The organism is Pantoea sp. VS1 (assembly GCF_002207995.1).
GTDB classification, from domain to species: Bacteria; Pseudomonadota; Gammaproteobacteria; order Enterobacterales; family Enterobacteriaceae; genus Pantoea; species Pantoea dispersa.
The window spans coordinates 376,515-396,116 of the sequence record NZ_NHZE01000045.1 but is presented as its reverse complement, the minus strand read 5'-3'; the positions used below and the strand labels follow the sequence as shown (position 1 = coordinate 396,116).

Sequence of the window (19,602 nt, the reverse complement as noted above, 5' to 3'; positions counted from 1 at the left end):
TTTTAAAGTCCGCTTCTGACATACAGCCGACATCAATCGCTTTACCCGGCCGGCCATTGAAGATCACGACCCGATCTGTTTCGCAGTTACTCCAAAAAGGCAGCGTCGTACACTATAACAGCGAGACATGCTTCTGCTGTAAAACCATGCGCAGCTCTTTATCAGGTTCGCCATCGACAATCAGCGTACTGGCCAGATCCAGATCCCCAATCGCGAAGGCGGAGGCGGAATTGAGTTTCTCTTTTGACACCATGACAACGGTCTCGGCGGCTCTCCCCGCCAGCGCGCGTTTTATGCCGGCCTCTTCATAGTTGCCGGTCGTGAGGCCGGCGGTTTTATGCACGCCGGTAACGCCCATAAAAAACAGATCAGCATTAATACGCGCAGCTGCCTCATGAACAGCCGATCCCACCGCGACCACCGAGTGGCGATAGAGCAGCCCGCCCAGGGTTATCACTTCTACCCGCGGAAAATCCACCAGCGCAACCGCAATACCGGGGCTGTGGGTGATCGCCGTGAAAGCCAGGTCTGCTGGCAGTAACTGCACCAGTTCTGCTGTGGTGGTTCCGCCGTCAATAATCACCACCTGCCCGGGTTGAATCAGCTTCACCGCCTTTTGCGCCACACTCTGCTTGGAACTCATTTGCACGTTTTTGCGTTTTTCGAAGGATGCCAGCGCGGCTGACACCGGCAGCGCGCCGCCGTGCACGCGCTGTAACAGCCCTTCAGCGGCCAGCTCCCGCAAATCGCGGCGTATTGAGTCCTCGGATATACCAAAACGCTGACTGAGCTCACCTGACATCACCTGATTTTCAGCCGCCAGAATCTTCAGAATCTGTTGTTTACGCTGGCTCGATAGCATAATTACCCGCTCACGTTTTTTCTTGAATTTGCACGATTATGCATGATAGCGTCTGTTTTGTCATCTTCAGGAGGCAAGCTATGCAGCAGAAAATACGCAATATCCGTGAGCAGCTGTTGTCCGACAATTGGTACACCCTGAAAAAATACACCTTTGAATTGCAGCGCCGTGACGGCTTGTGGCAGGAGCAGCAGCGTGAAGCGTATGACCGCGGTAATGGTGCCGTCGTGCTTCTCTATAACCGCCAAAAGCGCAGCGTGGTGCTAACCCGCCAGTTTCGCTTGCCGGTTTTCATTAATGGTCACCACGGTTTTTTGATTGAAGCGGCTGCCGGGCTGCTCGATAACGCTTCGCCGGAAACCCGCATTGTCGCCGAGGCAGAAGAAGAAACCGGTTACCGGGTGCAGCATATTGAAAAAGTCATGGAAGCGTTTATGAGTCCGGGTTCGGTTACCGAGAAACTCTATTTCTTCATCGCCGAATATGCTGACGACGATCGCCAGAGCAAAGGCGGTGGCCTTGCCGATGAGGGCGAGGATATTGAAGTACTGGAATGGCCTTTGACTCAGGCGCTGAGCGCAATTCGCAGCGGGGAAATTATGGATGCGAAAACCATCATGTTACTGCAATACGTTGCCATGAATGTCCATTTTGAGGAGCCAAAACCATGCTGATCCTGATTGCCGGCCCTGTGCGCAGCGGCACCGAAGGAGACCCGGTCTTAATTCACGCCAATATACAAAAATTAGATGAAGCCGCTCTGCAGGTTTATCACAGAGGCCATACGCCGGTGATTGGAGAATGGCTGGCATTACCTCTTGCCGCCGCCGCAGGTTCACAGGCAATCGGTGACGAAATCAGTGAGGCTTATCTTTATCCGGTTGCACATCGGCTGATTCAACATTGCGACGCGATCTTACGTATGCCGGGCGCATCGCACGGCGCCGATAACGATATTCGGATTGGCAGAGAACGCGGGTTAAAAATTTATACTGACATAGATGAGATTCCGATCGGGTGATTATGCTTTCACTGGATGGCGACGATGCCAGCGCGGCCATTCAGGCTTATGGACATTTGGCTTGTCGCCGTCATTCAAACAAGAGTATTTTTCGCGAATAAAACAAACTCATTGATGCTGGGGAAATATGCCAGTATTGCTGATGGCTTTTTCTCTGCATTGTCTGTTGCAGTGATTCATAACATCAGGCGGCCCTATCCGCAGCAGGCTGACAACGACGTGCCAGCCTGAGTCAGGCATCTGAATTAATGCTATCGTGTCTGGCTTAACGCCTCACAGGCATGACAACGATAATTGGTACCAGGATGGAAACAGGCATGCTCATTCCGCGCACACCCTCTTCCGGCTGCGATTGCGATAATGACAGCGCAGCCACTCGTACAGAGTTTTGGCGCGATCCGTCGCTGGATTTTGTCGAAAGTCGTCGCGCGTGTCACAGCCGCGCATGTTACAGACCACACAGTCATCCAACCTTTTCAATTGGCGCAGTTGACGCAGGCGGCAGCCTGTTCACAGGCGCATCCGGTGGTCCCTGTTCTTTAAAACCTGGAATGATGGTTTTTATTCCCGCCGGCGCGGTTCACTCCTGTAATCCATTGCCTCACAAGCAATGGAGCTATCAGATGTTACATATGGATGCCGCGTGGTTAAATGCTTTACTTGCTGAAATGGACGATGTTTCAGGCGGCTTCATCAGTCAAGGTGAAGTTCGGGTGACGAATAATCAGGAGTGCTATCATCGCTTCTGTGAACTGAATAACCTCCTGTTTTCGATTGCCAGTACAGAAGACAAAAATACAGCGCTAATCGAGTTTATTGGCGACAGTAAATATGGCACCGGCCCGGTGAAAGCCTTTCCTGTCATGGCGTCTGACATCAGTCGGGCATTACACAACGTGATTGAAGTATTGCAGCATGCTGAAAAGCAGCCGTGGGCGTTGTCGGAGCTGGCAAGCCTTTCAGGCATGAGTCGTTATCAGCTCATCAGAGCATTTCGCGCTGCGACTGGCATGACACCGCATGCTTATCAGCTTAATTTGTGCATAAACAAAGCCCGTCACTGGCTTCAGTCAGGCTGTGACATTACCGATATCGCTTACCGGCTGGGTTTCGCTGACCAGAGTCATTTTCAGCGCGTATTTAAGGCCCACACTGGCGTGACGCCAGGCTGCTATCGAACCTGAGCAAGTGCAATTTTGTTCAATACAATCCTGCCCGGGAGTTGCACCCTGTTAAAAATTCTTAAGAGGGTAATACCGTGTTGCAGCAATTTCTTATCGTGGCAGCAGCGCATTTTCTGGCGTTGCTGTCGCCCGGCCCGGATTTTTTTCTCGTGGCACGCACCTCAATCAGAGCCGGCTGGCGGCGCGCCGCCAATGTCTGCCTGGGTATAGCCATAGCGAACGGCGTGTTTATACTGGCTGCCTTCAGCGGTATCACGCTTTTCCATCCTGAGAGCATCAGTTTTATCGTTATTCAGCTCGCGGGCTGTGCTTATTTACTCTATGTCGGTCTGCTTTTTATCCGCTTTGCTGGCATGAGCTCATTGTCTGCCTGCAGCGTCAAAACAGCGGAATCAGTAACTCAGCCTGCTGGTGCCTGGAACCATTACCGTGAACTGGGCATGGGTTTTCTCTCCGGAATACTCAATCCCAAGAATGCGCTGTTTTACGTGAGTCTGGCCACGCTTATTGGTGGTGGCGATGCGATGGTGAATGTAAAAGTCGTCTATGGCATATGGATGTTTAGTGTCGTGCTGCTATGGGATTTACTGGTCGCCGCTTTCATTGGCAATCGTCTGGTACTCCAGCACTTTTCCCGGTTATTACCCTGGCTGGAACGTATCTCAGGAATGATGTTGATTGGCCTGGCATTGAGTGTCATCGTGGTTAATTTAATTTCGATAGTCTGACAGACAGTAACGGGGTTCCATTTTTTAATGCACAAACCATTGCCTTTGCTGATGGCAAAGCCACTATCACCTTTTAGATGAAGGCATTATTTATGAGTGATTCTGCATCTACATCCATCGGTCTGCTGCTGTTCCCTGCGCTTACGCAGCTTGACCTGACCGGTCCGTTTGAAGTCTTTGCGCGGGCACCAGACACGAAAGTGCATCTCATCTGGAAAAATCTGGACCTTGTGGTGTCAGACCGGGGGATGGCGATTCAGCCAACCACCACGTTCGACGCGTGTCCCGCGCTGGATATAATATGTATTCCCGGCGGGCCGGGGCAGATAAACCTGATGGAGGATGAAGAAGTCCTGTCGTTTATCCGGGCTAAAAGTAAACAGGCGAAGCTGGTAACGTCAGTATGCACCGGATCGCTTGTGCTGGGCGCGGCCGGGCTTCTGCAGGGATATAAAGCGACGACGCACTGGGCTTCGCTGGATCAGCTGGCGCTATTGGGCGCAGAGCCAGTAAATGAGCGTGTTGTACGCGACCGCAACCGTATAACGGGCGCCGGTGTGACTTCAGGTATCGATTTTGCCCTCAGCGTCGTATCAGAGATGTTCGGACCGGATATCGCGCAAAACATTCAGCTGCATATGGAATATGACCCTGCCCCGCCCTTTGACTGTGGCTCGCCCCGCTCCGCATCTGAAGAACAGCTGAAAAAAGCTCAGCAACAGGTTGCGCCATTTATTGAAAAGCGGCGGCAGGCGACGCTGAAAGCCGCAGCCAGACTACAGAAATAACGGGCCGGCACGGAGCGGACTTCCCCACCGACCGATGTCCTTTATGAGCGAAAAACGGACCTACAGGTAAGAGTGAATGGGTTTCGGTCGTCATTAATTTAGTTTGCATTAACGAACACGCCCTTCAGAAATTACACCGCTAAGTGGCTTGCGATGATAGGGTTACATCCTTGCCACATTAAGAGGAAAAACGAATGATTGTAAGGACCTGGCACGGTTGTGTTCCGCTTAAACACGCTGAAGATTTTGCGAAACACCTTGAGAAGACAGGTGTGGAACATTCACGAAGCATTGCCGGGAATATAGGCGCTTATGTGCGCAGAGAAACACAGGGTGACTGGGAGCATTTCTTTCTGGCAACTTACTGGAAGGATCTGCAGTCAGTAAAGACTTTTGCGGGAGAAAACTATCACGTGGCAGTGACGTATCCGGATGACGAACAATTTGAGTTACTTTCAGATCCATACGTTTTTCAGCACACCGTGGAAACCGTTTTACCGCTTTAGCCCCCTTTTCAGGGCGACTTAACGGTTGTCCTGATTCGTCTCTAAGTTGATTCGAAGCGTCAATGTCCGCTTTGCGCGACGAGCGGACATTTCTCTCAATAGTCACGAGCCGGCAGGTACCCCCCTGGATTCAGAGGCTAAGCAGTGGAATGCCCGCGTTCAGAGTGAGTCCCAGACATGTCCGGCTTATTACATTACTGATATTTCAGAAATGAGGTGATGGTTAAGATTGCCGCCTCGTTCTATATTTCAATAAGTCAATACATACTATTAAGGACATTTGTCATGCTCACGCAACGCACGCTCAAAACAACCTTTGCTCTGATGATTGGTTTCGCCGTTTTTGTTGCACCGGCTTATGCAAACCCTGGCAATGGCAATGGCAATGGCAATGGCAATGGCAATCACGGTAATAATGGCGCGCACGGAAATAAAGAGCAGGGTTACGCATCGTCGAAAAACGAACATGGACATCGCAAGAACGCCCGGCACCCCGATCATGTTCAATCTGATATCAGCTTCTCTCAGGCACGAGCGCTCGCCGTCAACTATGGTTTGGTAGGCTATCAATCTCTGCCGCCGGGAATCGCTAAGAAAGTGGCGCGTGGGAAAGCATTGCCACCGGGTATTGCTAAGAAAAATTTGCCAGCATCCATGATAAATGCGCTGCCTCATTACCCCGGCTACGAGTGGCGCGCGGTGGGAGATGATTTAGTGCTTATTGCGTTGAGCACAGCAGTTGTGACCGCCGTGATTAACGATGTGTTCAACTAACCACAGACTGCAAGCCCGGCTAAAAGAGATCGCCGGCAAAGTCATGTATACGCAAACAACCTGTTTCCCGAATTGCTTGCAAATCAAACGGATGATGCCCGCTTTTCGCTCAAAGCGGACATCGGTCTGTTCGTCAATTCGTTCTATGGCAAAAGCCGATGTTTACGATTATCCGACTCAAATGCCCCCAGACGAAACTCACATACTGCTGTATTTAGCGGCTATTTACTGAGTGGGAAAAGGTGAATCAAATTAGCGGCCAGGGGATAAATACCTAATGATCGCGTTGAAGCCCTGAGGTCGTCAATGGAGGCGCCTTCTTTCGGCATGCTTCCTCCCCACACCGTAATTCCTTCCGAAAGATGTGACGGACGCTGCTGGCTTTCGTCACTAATTTCAACAGTTTCACCATTACTTAATGTGATAATCAAAGACGTAACATCCTGTGTTTCGGATGTTCCATTTTCTTTTTTAAGTGTAATTTTCATTAGCCTTTTCTCCGTCATGATCATTTATATGGCTATAATACCAGGCGTTTGGCTCCCTCGCACGATTATTACTTAAATGTTGTGTTCCCTTCTCGCTCATCGCGGATATTTGCGAATTATAAAAATGATAATTAAAAAAATTTGGTTATTACAAAGTTGAATAATCCGTCATCTCTTTCATGCCTAATAAATAATTTTAGCTGAGGAGGAATGTTGTCAGACGTTGGCCAAAATGCCTCGAAGCTTGATATCCCCCTGTTGTGTCAGGTGATCTTTATGCGGCTTCGTGCCTTGCGAAAGAGATGCTGCGCATGTGCATCAAACTGGATGAGCAGTGGGCAAATCTCTGTCGGAGTTACGCTGATGTATCATAAGCGTGGTAATGCCAGATATAGTCAGCCACAGACAGGCAGTTTTCGTTCTCCCTCTTCCCACCGCCTGAATGTGTCTTAGCTCTTCTGAGTTACCTGACTTTCAGGGTTTCAGAATGACTTTTGTCCAGCCATTATCACGATCATCAAAATGCTTATAGCCTTCGGCAGCGTCTGCCAGTGCGAGACGATGGGAGATGATCTGCGCCGGATTGGCCCTGCCCTGATGGATAAGCCTTGCGAGCTGGCGGTTGTATGCTTTGACATTACACTGACCGGTCTTGATTGACTGACCTTTGAACCAGAAATTCCCAAAATCGAAAGGCACTTTACCCTCTTTGGCCAGGTCGGTTGCGCCTCCGGGATCCTGCGGAACAAAAACGCCGACCGCACCGATGCCGCCCGTGGCCTTAGTTGACGCGACAAGGCTGTTAAGCGTGGCAGAGTTATCCTCGTGGCCATGTTTATTGCAACATTGATACCCCACACACTCGCAACCGCAATCCGTGCCGCGCCCGTCGGTTAACTCGAGAATTTTGTTTACTGCGTCATCGCCCACACCATTGATCGCCACTGCGCCCAGTCGTTCGGCCAGCGCCAGTCTGTCCGGATGGGTATCAACCACAAACACCTGCGATGCGCCTTTAATCATGGCCGAGTGAGCCGCCATCAAGCCGACCGGGCCTGCGCCGTAAATCGCCACACTCTCTCCGGGGCGCAATCCTGCCAGTTCAGTGGCATGCCAGCCGGTGGGGAAGATGTCGGAAAGTAAAACGTAGTCCTCCTCTTTTTCTACCGCATCCGGCGGCAGCACCAGACAGTTAAAGTCAGCATAGGGAACACGCAGTAACTCCGCCTGTCCGCCATCCCATTCGCCCATTTCAGCAAAGCCATAGGCGGCCCCGGCCGTACCCGGATTTGCCGTCAGGCAGTAGCCGGTTAACCCTTTCTCGCAATTTTCACAGAATCCGCAGCCGACATTAAAGGGCAGGCAGACATAATCGCCAACTTTGACCCGCTCAACCGCGCTACCGATTTCAATGACCTGCCCCAGATTTTCATGGCCAAAGATGCGACCCTGTTCGAAGCTGGTTCGTCCTTCGTACATATGCAGATCCGAACCGCAGATATTGGTGGTGGTAATACGGACAAGCACATCGGTAGGGCGAACGATTTTGGGATCCGGAACCTCTTTGACTGAAACGTCAAAAGGTCCGTTATAGACAACTGCTTTCATGGTGTTCTCCTCGCGTGCATGATCAGTTATGAAGGCTGCGGCTGCGTGACGCTTTGCGGTCGCCTCCCTCTCAGTGATGCTGCTTTTTCAATCAAACGGCTTGATTGAATGTGTAAGTGTAGAACAGCTCATGAAGTCACCCGGGAGTATTAATATTATGTAACTCTATGAATTGTAAGCGCCGTTTCGCTAAACGCCCTTTATCTCCCCCTTCTTCCAGGCCCCTGGCGCACCACACCGCTACGCTGACTTAGCCTTGCACTGAATCCCGTAACCGCTATTGCCCGCACCCTCCGCCCGGCTATTTCCTGCTTTTATCCGGCGACCTGGTGCGGCGTTGTCCGGACTGACGTTTATCCTGATGGAAAAGCGCACCTTGCTGAGTGCCACGGCTTACATCATTATTTTTCTGCACTTCATCCTGAGTTCAGTATTTGCCGTGCGTTAATCGTCATTGATTTTTCCTGAACCCCGACGCACTTCCAGCATAAGCAGGCGCTTTTATTACCACATAAAAAAGCCCACTCCAGGGTGGGCTTAAGCGTACACACGGTGACCAGCGTCATGCAATTAATCAAATATACCGGAGGGGCAGTAATTGCCTTCCCATCCAACAATCTTAGCGCCTGGATCCAGATCTCTCACCGATACGCTATCCCCGCCAAATTCTGAGCCAGTGACGACGATATCGTAATCATGATTTGGCTGAGGAATGAATCTGGTGGAGACAGATCGTTCTGTATTTTGGTAGTAGCCCGGCTGAGTCCAGTAATGAATTATACTTATCAGTTGCCCCGGCTTGATAGTAAATTCATTTATGAAAACCCCCTTATTGTTACTTGATTCTGGCATTCCGATTTTTTTATTTCCTGACACAGGAATACCGAGAATAGCCAGACCAGCCGTAACCCGGCGCTCTAAAACTTTTTTATAACAGCCACTCGGTTGTTTTTCGTAAAATTGCAGGGCTGTATTGCCCTCAGATGCAGCACGAACCCTGGCTGCATCTGAACCTTTATAGTCTTCCAGAGAAGGCCTAAACCCAGCCGAACATCCACTCAACAACGTTACTACTATTCCCGTAATGACCAGTTTTCCATACATGCGCATCTCCTTATGTTTCTGTCGCTCCAGTTTTTATCGGCCTGTGGGTGTGAAATCTTTAACAGATATTAAGCCAGCCATCCGGGGATAATCTGTCCCTGAGATACCTGCCTGACACCTGAACAATGTCCGCTCCTGGCACCAAACGGCCCTACCCCCTGCGAATTCCGCTATCAACAACACGCTGCCATCACAGCTAAAGCAAAGCATCAGGTGATTATTGAGACTTAACCTGTTAGTTTAAAACGATGAAAACTTGCTCAGCCCTGTCTTCCGCAATCATTATTATCACCTTGCACGTTCGGGTGGGATAACGTTTGCCATTTTCCCGCCGGTAAGGCGGGCCTTACCGGTAATCAACCAGTGAGGTCAGCCATGAACACCACCGATGTCGCATCACCTGAGAAACCCACGCTTCACCTGTTATGTGGAAAAATTGCGTCGGGTAAATCCACGTTATCCGCAAAATTAGGTGCTGCACCACATACTCTCATTATCAGTGAGGATCGGTGGCTTGCAGCGCTCTATGCCGATGAAATGCACACGGTCGCGGATTACGTGCAGTATTCCTCTAAGCTCAGAAATGCCATGAAACCGCATCTGGTGTCATTACTTAACGCGGGGATGTCGGTAGTCCTGGATTTTCCGGCTAATACACCCGCCAGTCGTGAATGGATGATGAGTATCATCAAAGCATCAGGGGCTGCTAACCAGATGCATTTCCTTAACGTCCCTGATGAGGTGTGTAAGAGCCGATTACGTGCCCGTAACGCAGCAGGCACCCACGATTTTGCCGCTTCAGATGAACAGTTTGAAATCATAAGCCGTTATTTCTCAGCGCCAGCGGCTGATGAAGGTTTCAATATTATTGAATACCGCTCTTAAGCCGCCGGGTTGCGGCTTAAGAGGTGCTAATTCCATGACGCAGCCGGATTCTGCGCCATTAAACGGCGCCCGATAACGGCGCCGTTAGTTCATCAAGGCTGGTACCCCTCTCCCCTGCCGATTTGCCAGATGCCGGTTGGTGGCGTGCCGTTGACTTTCCAGTCACCGATGTCGCGCGCTTTGTAGATCACCGGGTTATGCGACGAGACGGTGCGCGCATTGCGCCAGTGACGATCCAGCGCTTTGCTGACGCGCGTATCCGACGCGCCAAGTGCATTAAACAATTCGGTGGCAGCACGCGGTACCAGCTCGATGGCGATTACCTGCGCCTGTCCGGCCTCGGCTTCCGCCAGGTTGTTGATGGCGGCGATAGCCGCTTCATCGGGACTGACGTGCGCTTCATACGCTGATTGCAGTGAATGGGTAGCGCGAATCACCGTGGCTTCAACGGCAAATGCCAGACTGGTGATCTCGCCCACCACCTGCAGCACCTGCGCATCCTGCCGCGAGGCCGCTCCGTTGCCGTGACTGTAAACGCGGTTGCGTGCGGCAACGGCTGCCGCGCCGTCCCGCGCGACCGCGCGCGCAATGCCCGCCAGCGTCGCCAGCAACACGTGCTGGTAATACGCGGTCTGATAACGGAAGCGCGTGGCAAAATCATATACGTGCTGCGTCTCCACATGCGCGTGCTCGAAGCGCGTCGTGCCGCTGCCGGTCAGGCGCTGGCCAAAACCGTCCCAGTCATCTTCACGCGTGACGCCCGGCTGATGCGTATTCACCAGCGCGATCACGTCACCCTGATTGTCATCGCGGCGCGCGTAAACATCTATCCAGTCGGCGAACAGCGCACCGGTGCTGTAAAACTTCTCGCCATTCAGCGTCCAGCCATTGGCGGCAGGCGTAACGCGGGTGATCACGTCGCCCAGCCTGACGTTGCCAATCTCCGTCCAGCCGCTGCCCACCAGCTCGCCATCAACAAAACGGCGAAACCACGCATCGCGCTCCACATTGTCCGGCTGGTTGAGCCGGTCCTCGACAAAAGCAAAGTGCGCGCGCAGCGCCTGCGGCAGGTTGGAATCTGCTTCCGCCAGCTCAATCAACAGCTGAAACAGCTGCGGCAGCGAGGCGCCCCAGCCACCTTTTTGCTGTGGAATACGCACCGTGCCAAAGCCGGCCTCCTTCAGCCACTGCAGTGGTTCATAAGGCAAGGTACGCGTACGCTCGCGTTCCGCCGCGCCCGCCGCGATGCGGGCAAACAGCGGTCGGAAGTGCGCCGCCAGCGTGTCATAGTCAGTACCGGTAGAGAGAATGCTCATGTTTTACTCCTGAGGGGAAAGGTCGTCGATGTCGTGGCGGGTCGGTTCGTGACGCACCGCCAGCAGGAAAAAGATCGGAATGATGGCGGCCAGCGATACCACCCAGAACATGTTGGTGCCGAGCGCCGCCTGCAGAATCGGCAGAATGAACAGCGCCAGCGCACTGCCGATGCCCGACAGCGCACGACTAAAGCCGACGCCAGTCGCGCGAATCGAGGTGGGATACGAGAGCGCCGGATAGACCATCAGCTGCGCGCCCGGCCCGAATCCTTCAGCGAACAGCCACAGCCCGAGCATCAGCACCGCGAATACGATGCCCACTAGCGCCTGCGGGTGGCCAATCAACGCCAGCGCCACCAGAGCCAAAAACTGCAGCGCAAAGCCAGCGATCGCCACGTGGCGTGACGGATATTTCCACGCCAGGCGCATCCCCAGCAGCCCGCCGGTAAAGGCAAACAGCGCGTTCAGCCCCAGCGAAGCTGAGATGGTCTCGAACACACCGGCACCAAGAAATTGCGCAAGTATCGACGGGAGGAAGAAGGCGATGGCGGTGTACTCAAAAGAAATACAGATATTCATTACGCCGGCAACGATGGTGCGTTCACGCCACGGCTTCTGGAACAGTACGCGAAAACTCACCTTCGGCGCCGCCGCCGCGGGTGGCGTTTCCGGTTCTGCTTCGTGTGCATGAATACCGTACGAATCACGCAGGATACGCACCGCCGAGGTCAGATCGCCCTGATTCGCGGCCCACAACGGTGATTCATTCATGAACTTACTGCGCACCGCGATGATCAACAGCGCAGGTACCGCGCCAAACAGCAGCGAGGCGCGCCACAGCCAGTCGAGATGATCTTTAGGCAGCAGAAAATAGAGGCCAAAAATCAGCAGGAAACACACAGTGGAAGCCGCATACCACATCGGGCACCAGGCCGCGAGCCGTGCGGCTTTGTTGCCTTTGCCGGCAAATTTAGAGAATTCCGCCAGGTAAGACATCGCCACCGGCAGATCGATGCCCACGCCAATGCCCATCAGGAAACGCGCGCCAATCAGCACCCAGACGTTGGGTGCTAAGCCCGCCGCAATCGCCGATACGACAAAAAACAGCATGTCGGCCATGAACACCGAATAGCGGCCGTACTTATCCGTCAGCCAGCCACCAATCAGGTTGCCGACGATGGTGCCGACCATGATGGATGAGGTGACCAGCCCGGTGGTGAACGGCGATAGCTGAAACTCGCGCACCACATCATCGATGCCGTACGACAGTGTGGTCAGGTCGTAGGCGTCGAGGAACACGCCACCCAACGCGAGAAACACAATCATGCGCGCATAGTTGTTTTTGCTACTGCGGGTGTTGATCAGCCTTGCCACATCACTGACCGAACGTACCGGTTGCGAAACCGGCAAGGTGTTTTCTAAAGGAAGAGTACTCATAACGCCTCACGTCTGTTTTTGTTGTGCAGGTGAGGTGGTTATAAGCGCTTTATGCAGGGAACCAAAGCAACAATATTTGCTATTAATTACAATATAATCAATAAGATAATAAAGACACCAACACTAAAACCCGGACGCGCAATGCGGGTCCGGGTAGCGTATTCGGCAGTAAAGTTATTCAGCAGAAACCGGCACCAGTACGCCTTTGACCAGCGGGTCATCGGTGGTTTTTAGCCACTGCTGTACGCGCGGATCGGCAAAAGCCTGTCTGAGTTTGACGATGTTCTCCTGCTCAAGGTAAGGCGTACCGATCACCAGCTGCGAGGCAAAGGTGCGCGGCGCGGGCGGGAACAGAATGCCTTTGTCACGCGGGACTTTACCGGCGTCAAACTGCGACACATAACCAATCGCCGCATCGATCGAATTAAGCGCCCGCGGCATGGTCAGCAGATCCAGCTCTTTGAACACGAAACCGTGCGGATTACCGACAATGTTTTTCAGTTTGGCGGTGCGCGGTTCTACCGTTGGATCGAGGGTGATCAATCCCTGACGCGCCAGCAGCCAGAGCGCCTGGCCCTGATTCGCCCCATCGTCAGGCACCACAATGGTTGCGCCCTGCGGTAAATCAGCCACCGAGTGGTAGCGATCGGAGTAAATACCAAAGGCCCACTGGAACAGAGGCAGGCTGGAAGTGAGCTGGAAGCCGTTAGCATCGACCACCTGCTTCAGCCACCACTGATGCTGATAGACCGTCGCAGCATACTGCCCTTCTGCTACCGCACGGTCCGCCTGCACCGGATCCTGCACACCGACCGCCTCCAGCTTCAGGCCGTAGTCCGGCGCGATATGCTCACCCACATAGTCAATCAGCTTCTGTTCCCCGGCCATTGCCGGCTCATAATGCACTTTCAGCGTGGTGCCAAACACCACCGCCTGCGGCTTCTGGCTGCGCCAGAACCAGCCAGCGGTGGCCAGCAAAATGACCACTATAATCAGCAGCAGCCACGGCCAGCGGCGTGTTTTACGTAACTCAAATTCTTGTGTTGTCATAACGATGTCCCCTGAGGATGGCGCAAGGCCGCAACCAGCCGGTCGCCGGAAAATTGAATGGTCTGAATCAGTGCAATTAACACCACGATGGTGGCGATCATGATGTGGTTATCGAACCGCTGATAGCCATACACCACCGCCAGGTAGCCAATGCCGCCAGCGCCAATTGTGCCGGCGATGGCCGAGTACTCAATCATAGAGATCAGGTTGAGCGTGATGGCTGCGACAATCGCCGGCAGCGCTTCACTCAGCTGGGCGGAGCGGATGATCTGCCAGCGCGAACCGCCGCACACCAGCCCCACGGCAGTAACTTCACCGGGCAGCTCACGTAATGCGTTGTCGACCAGGCGGCCAAAGAAAGGAATCCCGGCGGCGATCATCGGTACCACCGCCGCCGGAATGCCGATGGTGGTGCCGGTGAGCCAGAAGGTAAACGGAATGATGGCCGCCATCAGCACCAGAAACGGTAACGAGCGCCCCATATTGACGATCCAGCTCAGCACCCGATGCACACCGCGCTGCGGAAACAGTCCGCGCGGCGAGGTGTTAAACAGCACCACGCCGACCACGCCACCGAGGCTCACCACAAACAGCATCACGATGCCGACCATCAGCGCGGTTTCACCCAGCGCCGGCAGCATCAGTGCCGGAATTTCAGGCCAGGGTGTGTCCTGGCTTATCACGGATACGCTCATACCGCCTCCCGTAACGGCGGCACGCTGACAGCAACGCTGGCCGCCAGGCCATACTGCTCCAGCTGCGTCAGCAACCGTGCCAGCGGCACCTGCTCCTGCTGAAAATGAATGCCCACCTGCAACCGTCCGGCCTGGATGCCATTGACCCGCTCGACATGCGCACCCAGCAGATCCACCTTTAAAGCGAACTGCTGGCTGATGCGCGAAATCCAGTCGCTGGCCACCGCGACATCGGTACGGTAGCTAAGCTGCAGCACCAGTCCGGCATCACTGACTTGTGCCGTCAGCGGAAGCAGCCGCTGGCCGAGCGCGCTGTCCGGCTGTGCCAGCAGCGCACCGACGGTGCCATACTGCACTATCTCTCCATCGCGAATCTCGGCAACCGCATCCGCCGCCTGACGTACGGCATCCATTTCATGGGTGATTAGCACGATTGCCAGCCGGTAGTCGTCACGCAGTTTTTTCAGCAGCTCAAGGATGGTGACCGTCGCTTCCGGATCGAGGCCGGAGGTGGCTTCGTCGGCCAGCAGTACAGAGGGACGCAGCGCCAGCGCGCGGGCAATACCGATGCGCTGCCGCTGCCCACCGGAGAGTTGGGCGGGAAAGGCGCTGGCTTTGTGGCTCAGCCCGACACTCTCCAGCAGCTCGCCGACGCGGGCGCGGATATCGCGCTCGACCACGCCGAGATAGCGCAGCGGCAGCGCGATATTTTCCCAGGCACTTTTACGCTGCAGCAGCGCGGAAGACTGAAATACCGTGCCGATGGCGCGACGCGCGCGGCGCAGCGCTTCGCCATCCAGCCGGGATAAATCGCTGCCGTTGACCCGGATGCTGCCGCCACTCGGCTGCTCCAGCAGGCTGATGCATTTCGCCAGCGTAGATTTGCCAGCACCGCTCGGTCCGACCACCGCGGTGATGCTGGCTTCCGGCACCTGCAGCGTGATGTTTTTCAGCACGTCGGTGACGCGACCGTCCGGCGCACGGTAGTGCTTACTCAGGCGCTCGATTTCGATCATATGACCTCCTGCTGCTGCGCGCTGCGTACACGATAGCCAGCACCCGGATGCGGCGCGCTGAGCTGCGCCCCGGCGGCAAACAGCTTTTCGCGTAGCGTGCCCGCGGCGTAATCCTGTTTGTAAACGCCGCGTTTTTGCAGCTCCGGAATCAGCAGCTCGACCACATCCTCAAAGGTTTCATGGGTCAGCGCATACGCCAGGTTGAAACCATCCACGTCGGTCTCCTCTACCCAGCTCTGTAGCTCATCCGCCACCGTTGCCGCACTGCCCACCAGCAGCGGGCCAAAACCGCCGATGCCCACCCAGTCGGCCAGCGCTTTCACCGTCCATTGACGATCGGGATCGGCAGTAGAGAAAGTTTCAACCGCTGACTGAATGGCGTTGGTGTGCAGGTATTTCAGCACCTGGTCCGGCTGATATTGTCCAAAGTCGATGCCGGTCCAGCCAGAAACCAGCGCCAGCGCGCCTTCGTAGCTGACCCAGTTTTTATACTCCTGCCACTTCGCCTGCGCCGCCCGATCGGTTTCACCGACAATCACCGTCTGCAGGTTGAAGATCAAAATACTGCGCGGATCGCGACCGGCTTCGGCTGCACGACGCCGGATGTCGGCCACGGTTTTCTTTAACAGCACTTTGGACGGCGCGGCGACAAACACACATTCTGCGTGCTCAGCCGCAAACTGTTTGCCGCGGCTCGATGCACCGGCCTGATACAGCACCGGCGTGCGCTGCGGCGAGGGTTCACACAGATGGATGCCCGGTACGTTAAAGAAGGTACCCTGATGGTTAATCGGATGGATTTTGCTGGGATCGCTGAAAATACGACGCTGACGATCGCGCAGCACCGCATCCTGCTCCCAGCTACCTTCCAGTAGTTTGTAGACCACCTGCAGGTACTCATCGGCATAGTCATACCGGCTGTCATGATCGGTTTGCGCTTTATGACCAATGTTGCGCGCGCCGCTCTCCAGATAGGAGGTAACGATGTTCCAGCCAATGCGGCCTTTGGTCAGATGGTCCAGCGTCGACAAACGGCGCGCGAACGGATAAGGATGCTCAAACGACAGCGAGGCGGTTAAGCCGAAACCGAGATGCTCTGTGACCAGCGCCATCGGCGTAATCAACGCCAGCGGATCGTTCACCGGCACCTGAGTGGCCTGGCGTATCGCCGCGTCACCGTTGCCGTTCAGCACATCGTAAATGCCGAGCACATCGGCTATGAACAGGCCGTCAAACTTGCCGCGCTCCAGCAGGCGCGCCAAATCAACCCAGTATTCCAGATCTTTATACTGCCATGAGCGGTCACGGGGATGGGCCCAGAGTCCGGGCGACTGGTGACCGACACAGTTCATATCAAAGGCATTCAGGCGTATTTCGCGTTGCGATGGCATAGCAATCTCCATAGCGAGGCCGTGATCGTGCAGCGACCCGGCGTTCGTCAGTTAATTTTCAGGATGTTGAGTGTTCAGGAGGCGGAAGGGGGACATCGCTCAGCGTGAGCGACAGGCAATACCTTAAGAATTTCATCCGCTACGGCGGCCGCGTGATCGGCCACCTGCGGCAACCCCATCAGCTCGCCAAAGCGGGCGCGCGCCGCCGGGCCCACGACAAACAGGCGTGCGTTGGGCTGGCCGTGCCGGTTGAGGGTGCGCGAGTGGTGATCCACATCAATGCCGAAGCCGAGTGCATCGGCGCGGATCAGGCCCTGCTCGCTGAGCGATTGCAGCAGCGGCTGGCTGGTCGTCAGCGCTTCATGTCCCGGTCCGGTCGTGACAATCAGTTTATCCAGCACATGGTTTTGCCGGGTGCCATCGCGCTGACGCAGGGTGATTTCCAGCTGCTGCGGGTGAGCGTAAATCGCCACGAGGCGAGCGGCCAATACCTGCAGACTACCTTGCTGCTGTCGCCGGGCGATGACGGCGGCGACCTGTGGGGCAATGCGATAGCGATGCACATCCCACCATGAACGCAGATGACGCGCAAAGCGCTGCTGTTCATGTAGCGGAAGTGACTGCCAGATGGCTTGCCCCTGCACACGCACCTCATCAAGCACACGCTGCCACGGCAGCTGCTGCGCGGCAGCGCGAGCGACTTCATCACGAATATGCCGCAGCCAGCGACGCGCGCTGGGCTGAGATTGCGCGCCCAGTGTCCACTCCGGCCATTCGCCGCTGAGATTGGCGCGTGACAGTTGTCCGCGCCGTGAGAACGCCAGCAGCGGCCCCTGATGCTGACGCGTCGCCAGCGAAGCCACCACGTCAGCCATGCTCAGGCCGGTGCCGACAATCGCCACTGATGCGTCAGGCTCAACGCTATCCAGCACGCCTGGCTGCCACGGGTTGGCAATCAGCGCCGGATGGTCGGCAAACGACTGTAGCATGCGTGGCAGCGACGGCGGTGGATGGCTGATCGCCAGCGCCAGGATGTCGCCAGTCAGGGTTTCACCGTTACTCAACAGCAGTTGTTGCCCTTCCCATGCCAGCGCACGCGCCTGAACGTGACGCAGAGTGACATGCGGATGCGCCTCAGCGGCGGCAGCAAACTGCCGCGCCAGATAGCGGCCAAACAGCGCGCGCTGCGGATACACCGCGCCATCGGCGCAGTGTGCTGCTGAGTCCAGTGAACATTCCGGCTGCTGACGATACCAGCGATCAAAGGCGCCCTGCTCTTCTCCGCTGAGCTGCATACGCGCAGCCGGCACGTTGATGCGGTGTGCCGGTTCCGGCGTGGAATAGGCAACACCGGCGCCGAGGCTGGCGCGCGGTTCGACCACTGTAATCAGTAGCGGCGCGAGCGACGTGCGGGCGAGGTGAATCGCCAGCGCTGTGCCGCTGAAGCCCCCGCCGACAATAATGATGTGCGCTGTTGCCATCGCCTTCTCCTGCATCAGCTGGCGCTCGTCTGTTTCGCCGATGGGCGCTTATCGCCGCCGATGGTTTCACCAAACGGGCCAGTGTTAATGGTACGGGCGCGCTGCTGCTGACCGTGGGCCAGCGGTAACAGCGGCAGCAGCAATTCAGCCACGCGATGCGCCTCTTCCAGATGCGGATAGCCCGAAAGAATGAAGTTAGTCACGCCGAGCGCCTGGTATTCCCGAATGCGTTCAGCGACCTGCTGCGGGCTGCCCACCAGCGCGGTGCCGGCACCGCCGCGCACCAGTCCGACGCCTGCCCACAGATTCGGCGCAATGTAGAGGTTATCACGCGAACCGTTGTGCAGCGCACTCATGCGCGCCTGACCGGCGGAATCCATGCGGGCAAAAATCTTCTGCGCCTGAGCGATGGTGTCGTCATCCAGATGGGCAATCAGTTTATCCGCCGCCGCTCGGGCTTCTTCTTCGGTTTCACGCACAATCACATGCAGGCGGATACCGTATTCGAGTTTCCGGCCGCGTGACTCAGCGCGCTCACGTACGACCGCCAGTTTTTCTGCTACCTGCGCCGGTGGCTCGCCCCAGGTGAGATAGGTGTCAATCTGCTGCGCCGCCACGTCGATCGCTGCTTCTGATGAGCCGCCAAAGTAGAGCGGTGGACCGTTTTCCTGCACCGGTGGAAACAGCACCTCAGCGCCTTCAACCTGAATATGCTCGCCCTGATAATCCACTTTTTCGCCGCGCATCAGCCGGCTATACACATCCAGAAACTCGCGAGTCACTTCATAACGTTCACTGTGGTCGAGGAAGATGCCGTCGCCTTTGTTCTCCACCGGATCGCCGCCGGTGACCACGTTAATCAGCAGACGGCCTTCCGACAGACGATCCAGCGTGGTGGCCATGCGCGCTGCCAGTGTAGGTGGCTGCAATCCCGGGCGGACGGCGACCAGATAGCGCAGCCGGCGCGTCATGGGTGCCAGCGCGGAAGCCACCAGCCAGGAATCCTCACAGCTTTTGCCTGTCGGAATGAGGACGCCGTAAAAGCCCAGATTGTCGGCGGCCAGCGCGACCTGCTGTAAATAGGCTAAATCAACCGGGCGTCCGCCTTCTGTTGTACCCAGGTAACGGCCATCGCCGTGCGTCGGCAGGAACCAGAAGACATTTATGCTCTCGTGCGCAGAATCGGCCATTATGCTTATCCTATATAACTTTATGAGAAAACGTTCATTCTTAACTTTCTATTTGGTTATATAGGCGTAAGCGAAAAG

General features: G+C 55.4%; 21 protein-coding genes. 9 read left to right on the top strand and 12 right to left on the bottom strand.

Going from position 1 to position 19,602, the window contains the following annotated elements; translation table 11 throughout:
* Positions 1 to 112 precede the first annotated feature (112 nt).
* Positions 113 to 862: a DeoR/GlpR family DNA-binding transcription regulator gene (locus tag CBW22_RS18685; RefSeq protein WP_088517483.1), complete on the bottom strand. Its 750-nt coding sequence runs from the start codon at positions 860 to 862 to the stop codon at positions 113 to 115.
* Positions 863 to 942: 80 nt separating this feature from the next.
* On the opposite strand from CBW22_RS18685, the gene CBW22_RS18680 reads away from it, so the two are divergent.
* The 8 genes from CBW22_RS18680 to CBW22_RS18645 all read left to right on the top strand — a co-directional run bounded on the left by CBW22_RS18680 (position 943) and on the right by CBW22_RS18645 (position 5,863).
* Positions 943 to 1,536 (top strand): NUDIX domain-containing protein, encoded by a 594-nt coding sequence (locus CBW22_RS18680; RefSeq protein ID WP_088517482.1) that lies wholly within the window; start codon positions 943 to 945, stop codon positions 1,534 to 1,536.
* Entirely contained in the window at positions 1,530 to 1,883 is a 354-nt protein-coding gene (locus CBW22_RS18675; protein ID WP_058781961.1) for a hypothetical protein, read from the top strand. Before CBW22_RS18680 ends, CBW22_RS18675 begins: the two co-directional genes overlap by 7 nt.
* A 24-nt stretch (positions 1,884 to 1,907) precedes the next feature.
* Positions 1,908 to 2,114, top strand: coding sequence for a hypothetical protein (locus tag CBW22_RS18670; protein ID WP_088517481.1), 207 nt, complete (start codon positions 1,908 to 1,910; stop codon positions 2,112 to 2,114).
* 86 nt (positions 2,115 to 2,200) lie between these two features.
* A complete protein-coding gene (locus CBW22_RS18665; protein ID WP_088517480.1) occupies positions 2,201 to 3,067 on the top strand; it encodes an AraC family transcriptional regulator in 867 nt (288 codons plus the stop codon).
* 74 nt (positions 3,068 to 3,141) lie between these two features.
* Positions 3,142 to 3,795: a LysE family translocator gene (locus CBW22_RS18660; RefSeq protein ID WP_254919539.1), complete on the top strand. Its 654-nt coding sequence runs from the start codon at positions 3,142 to 3,144 to the stop codon at positions 3,793 to 3,795.
* 92 nt (positions 3,796 to 3,887) lie between these two features.
* Complete coding sequence (locus CBW22_RS18655) at positions 3,888 to 4,583, top strand: DJ-1/PfpI family protein (RefSeq protein WP_088517479.1); 696 nt, start codon at positions 3,888 to 3,890, stop codon at positions 4,581 to 4,583.
* A gap of 194 nt (positions 4,584 to 4,777) precedes the next feature.
* Positions 4,778 to 5,089 carry a hypothetical protein gene (locus tag CBW22_RS18650; RefSeq protein WP_088517478.1) on the top strand — a complete coding sequence of 104 codons (312 nt, stop codon included), beginning with the start codon at positions 4,778 to 4,780 and terminating at the stop codon, positions 5,087 to 5,089.
* A gap of 285 nt (positions 5,090 to 5,374) precedes the next feature.
* Complete coding sequence (locus tag CBW22_RS18645; protein WP_088517577.1) at positions 5,375 to 5,863, top strand: anti-virulence regulator CigR family protein; 489 nt, start codon at positions 5,375 to 5,377, stop codon at positions 5,861 to 5,863.
* Between the two features lie 221 nt (positions 5,864 to 6,084).
* Here the strand turns inward: CBW22_RS18645 and CBW22_RS18640 are convergent, their stop codons facing one another.
* The 3 genes from CBW22_RS18640 to CBW22_RS18630 all read right to left on the bottom strand — a co-directional run bounded on the left by CBW22_RS18640 (position 6,085) and on the right by CBW22_RS18630 (position 9,063).
* Entirely contained in the window at positions 6,085 to 6,351 is a 267-nt protein-coding gene (locus CBW22_RS18640) for a hypothetical protein (protein WP_088517576.1), read from the bottom strand.
* A 474-nt stretch (positions 6,352 to 6,825) separates the two neighbouring features.
* Positions 6,826 to 7,959 carry a glutathione-independent formaldehyde dehydrogenase gene (locus CBW22_RS18635; RefSeq protein WP_088517477.1) on the bottom strand — a complete coding sequence of 378 codons (1,134 nt, stop codon included), beginning with the start codon at positions 7,957 to 7,959 and terminating at the stop codon, positions 6,826 to 6,828.
* 570 nt (positions 7,960 to 8,529) lie between these two features.
* Complete coding sequence (locus CBW22_RS18630) at positions 8,530 to 9,063, bottom strand: hypothetical protein (RefSeq protein WP_088517476.1); 534 nt, start codon at positions 9,061 to 9,063, stop codon at positions 8,530 to 8,532.
* Between the two features lie 375 nt (positions 9,064 to 9,438).
* On the opposite strand from CBW22_RS18630, the gene CBW22_RS18625 reads away from it, so the two are divergent.
* Positions 9,439 to 9,948, top strand: coding sequence for an AAA family ATPase (locus CBW22_RS18625; protein ID WP_088517475.1), 510 nt, complete (start codon positions 9,439 to 9,441; stop codon positions 9,946 to 9,948).
* A gap of 92 nt (positions 9,949 to 10,040) precedes the next feature.
* Here the strand turns inward: CBW22_RS18625 and CBW22_RS18620 are convergent, their stop codons facing one another.
* From CBW22_RS18620 to ssuD, 8 genes are all read right to left on the bottom strand, one after another.
* Positions 10,041 to 11,264: an acyl-CoA dehydrogenase family protein gene (locus CBW22_RS18620; protein ID WP_088517474.1), complete on the bottom strand. Its 1,224-nt coding sequence runs from the start codon at positions 11,262 to 11,264 to the stop codon at positions 10,041 to 10,043.
* A 3-nt stretch (positions 11,265 to 11,267) separates the two neighbouring features.
* Positions 11,268 to 12,701 (bottom strand): MFS transporter, encoded by a 1,434-nt coding sequence (locus tag CBW22_RS18615; protein ID WP_088517473.1) that lies wholly within the window; start codon positions 12,699 to 12,701, stop codon positions 11,268 to 11,270.
* 174 nt (positions 12,702 to 12,875) lie between these two features.
* Positions 12,876 to 13,751, bottom strand: a complete 876-nt coding sequence (locus CBW22_RS18610) for a MetQ/NlpA family ABC transporter substrate-binding protein (protein ID WP_088517472.1) — start codon at positions 13,749 to 13,751, stop codon at positions 12,876 to 12,878.
* Positions 13,748 to 14,446 carry a methionine ABC transporter permease gene (locus CBW22_RS18605; RefSeq protein ID WP_088517471.1) on the bottom strand — a complete coding sequence of 233 codons (699 nt, stop codon included), beginning with the start codon at positions 14,444 to 14,446 and terminating at the stop codon, positions 13,748 to 13,750. Before CBW22_RS18605 ends, CBW22_RS18610 begins: the two co-directional genes overlap by 4 nt.
* Positions 14,443 to 15,462, bottom strand: coding sequence for a methionine ABC transporter ATP-binding protein (locus tag CBW22_RS18600; RefSeq protein WP_088517470.1), 1,020 nt, complete (start codon positions 15,460 to 15,462; stop codon positions 14,443 to 14,445). The genes CBW22_RS18605 and CBW22_RS18600 overlap by 4 nt, the downstream gene beginning before the upstream one ends.
* On the bottom strand, positions 15,459 to 16,853 hold the full coding sequence (locus CBW22_RS18595; RefSeq protein ID WP_058758929.1) for an LLM class flavin-dependent oxidoreductase: 1,395 nt from the start codon (positions 16,851 to 16,853) through the stop codon (positions 15,459 to 15,461). Before CBW22_RS18595 ends, CBW22_RS18600 begins: the two co-directional genes overlap by 4 nt.
* Before the next feature lie 74 nt (positions 16,854 to 16,927).
* The gene (locus CBW22_RS18590; RefSeq protein WP_088517469.1) at positions 16,928 to 18,334 is read right to left on the bottom strand and encodes an FAD/NAD(P)-binding protein; all 1,407 of its coding nucleotides are present in this window, start codon (positions 18,332 to 18,334) and stop codon (positions 16,928 to 16,930) included.
* Positions 18,335 to 18,348: 14 nt separating this feature from the next.
* Positions 18,349 to 19,524, bottom strand: a complete 1,176-nt coding sequence (ssuD, locus tag CBW22_RS18585) for an FMNH2-dependent alkanesulfonate monooxygenase (protein ID WP_088517468.1) — start codon at positions 19,522 to 19,524, stop codon at positions 18,349 to 18,351.
* Positions 19,525 to 19,602: the final 78 nt, after the last annotated feature.

Bases quoted from the DNA above. Each gene is read 5' to 3' on its own strand.
- CBW22_RS18605 (WP_088517471.1), bottom strand. From the start codon at position 14,446: ATGAGCGTATCCGTGATAAGCCAGGACACACCCTGGCCTGAAATTCCG.
- CBW22_RS18600 (WP_088517470.1), bottom strand. From the start codon at position 15,462: ATGATCGAAATCGAGCGCCTGAGTAAGCACTACCGTGCGCCGGACGGT.
- CBW22_RS18665 (WP_088517480.1), top strand. From the start codon at position 2,201: ATGCTCATTCCGCGCACACCCTCTTCCGGCTGCGATTGCGATAATGAC.
- CBW22_RS18595 (WP_058758929.1), bottom strand. From the start codon at position 16,853: ATGCCATCGCAACGCGAAATACGCCTGAATGCCTTTGATATGAACTGT.
- CBW22_RS18680 (WP_088517482.1), top strand. From the start codon at position 943: ATGCAGCAGAAAATACGCAATATCCGTGAGCAGCTGTTGTCCGACAAT.
- CBW22_RS18645 (WP_088517577.1), top strand. From the start codon at position 5,375: ATGCTCACGCAACGCACGCTCAAAACAACCTTTGCTCTGATGATTGGT.
- CBW22_RS18670 (WP_088517481.1), top strand. From the start codon at position 1,908: ATGCCAGCGCGGCCATTCAGGCTTATGGACATTTGGCTTGTCGCCGTC.
- CBW22_RS18650 (WP_088517478.1), top strand. From the start codon at position 4,778: ATGATTGTAAGGACCTGGCACGGTTGTGTTCCGCTTAAACACGCTGAA.
- CBW22_RS18620 (WP_088517474.1), bottom strand. From the start codon at position 11,264: ATGAGCATTCTCTCTACCGGTACTGACTATGACACGCTGGCGGCGCAC.
- CBW22_RS18635 (WP_088517477.1), bottom strand. From the start codon at position 7,959: ATGAAAGCAGTTGTCTATAACGGACCTTTTGACGTTTCAGTCAAAGAG.
- CBW22_RS18590 (WP_088517469.1), bottom strand. From the start codon at position 18,334: ATGGCAACAGCGCACATCATTATTGTCGGCGGGGGCTTCAGCGGCACA.
- CBW22_RS18675 (WP_058781961.1), top strand. From the start codon at position 1,530: ATGCTGATCCTGATTGCCGGCCCTGTGCGCAGCGGCACCGAAGGAGAC.
- CBW22_RS18615 (WP_088517473.1), bottom strand. From the start codon at position 12,701: ATGAGTACTCTTCCTTTAGAAAACACCTTGCCGGTTTCGCAACCGGTA.
- CBW22_RS18630 (WP_088517476.1), bottom strand. From the start codon at position 9,063: ATGTATGGAAAACTGGTCATTACGGGAATAGTAGTAACGTTGTTGAGT.
- CBW22_RS18655 (WP_088517479.1), top strand. From the start codon at position 3,888: ATGAGTGATTCTGCATCTACATCCATCGGTCTGCTGCTGTTCCCTGCG.
- CBW22_RS18625 (WP_088517475.1), top strand. From the start codon at position 9,439: ATGAACACCACCGATGTCGCATCACCTGAGAAACCCACGCTTCACCTG.
- ssuD (WP_088517468.1), bottom strand. From the start codon at position 19,524: ATGGCCGATTCTGCGCACGAGAGCATAAATGTCTTCTGGTTCCTGCCG.
- CBW22_RS18685 (WP_088517483.1), bottom strand. From the start codon at position 862: ATGCTATCGAGCCAGCGTAAACAACAGATTCTGAAGATTCTGGCGGCT.
- CBW22_RS18640 (WP_088517576.1), bottom strand. From the start codon at position 6,351: ATGAAAATTACACTTAAAAAAGAAAATGGAACATCCGAAACACAGGAT.
- CBW22_RS18610 (WP_088517472.1), bottom strand. From the start codon at position 13,751: ATGACAACACAAGAATTTGAGTTACGTAAAACACGCCGCTGGCCGTGG.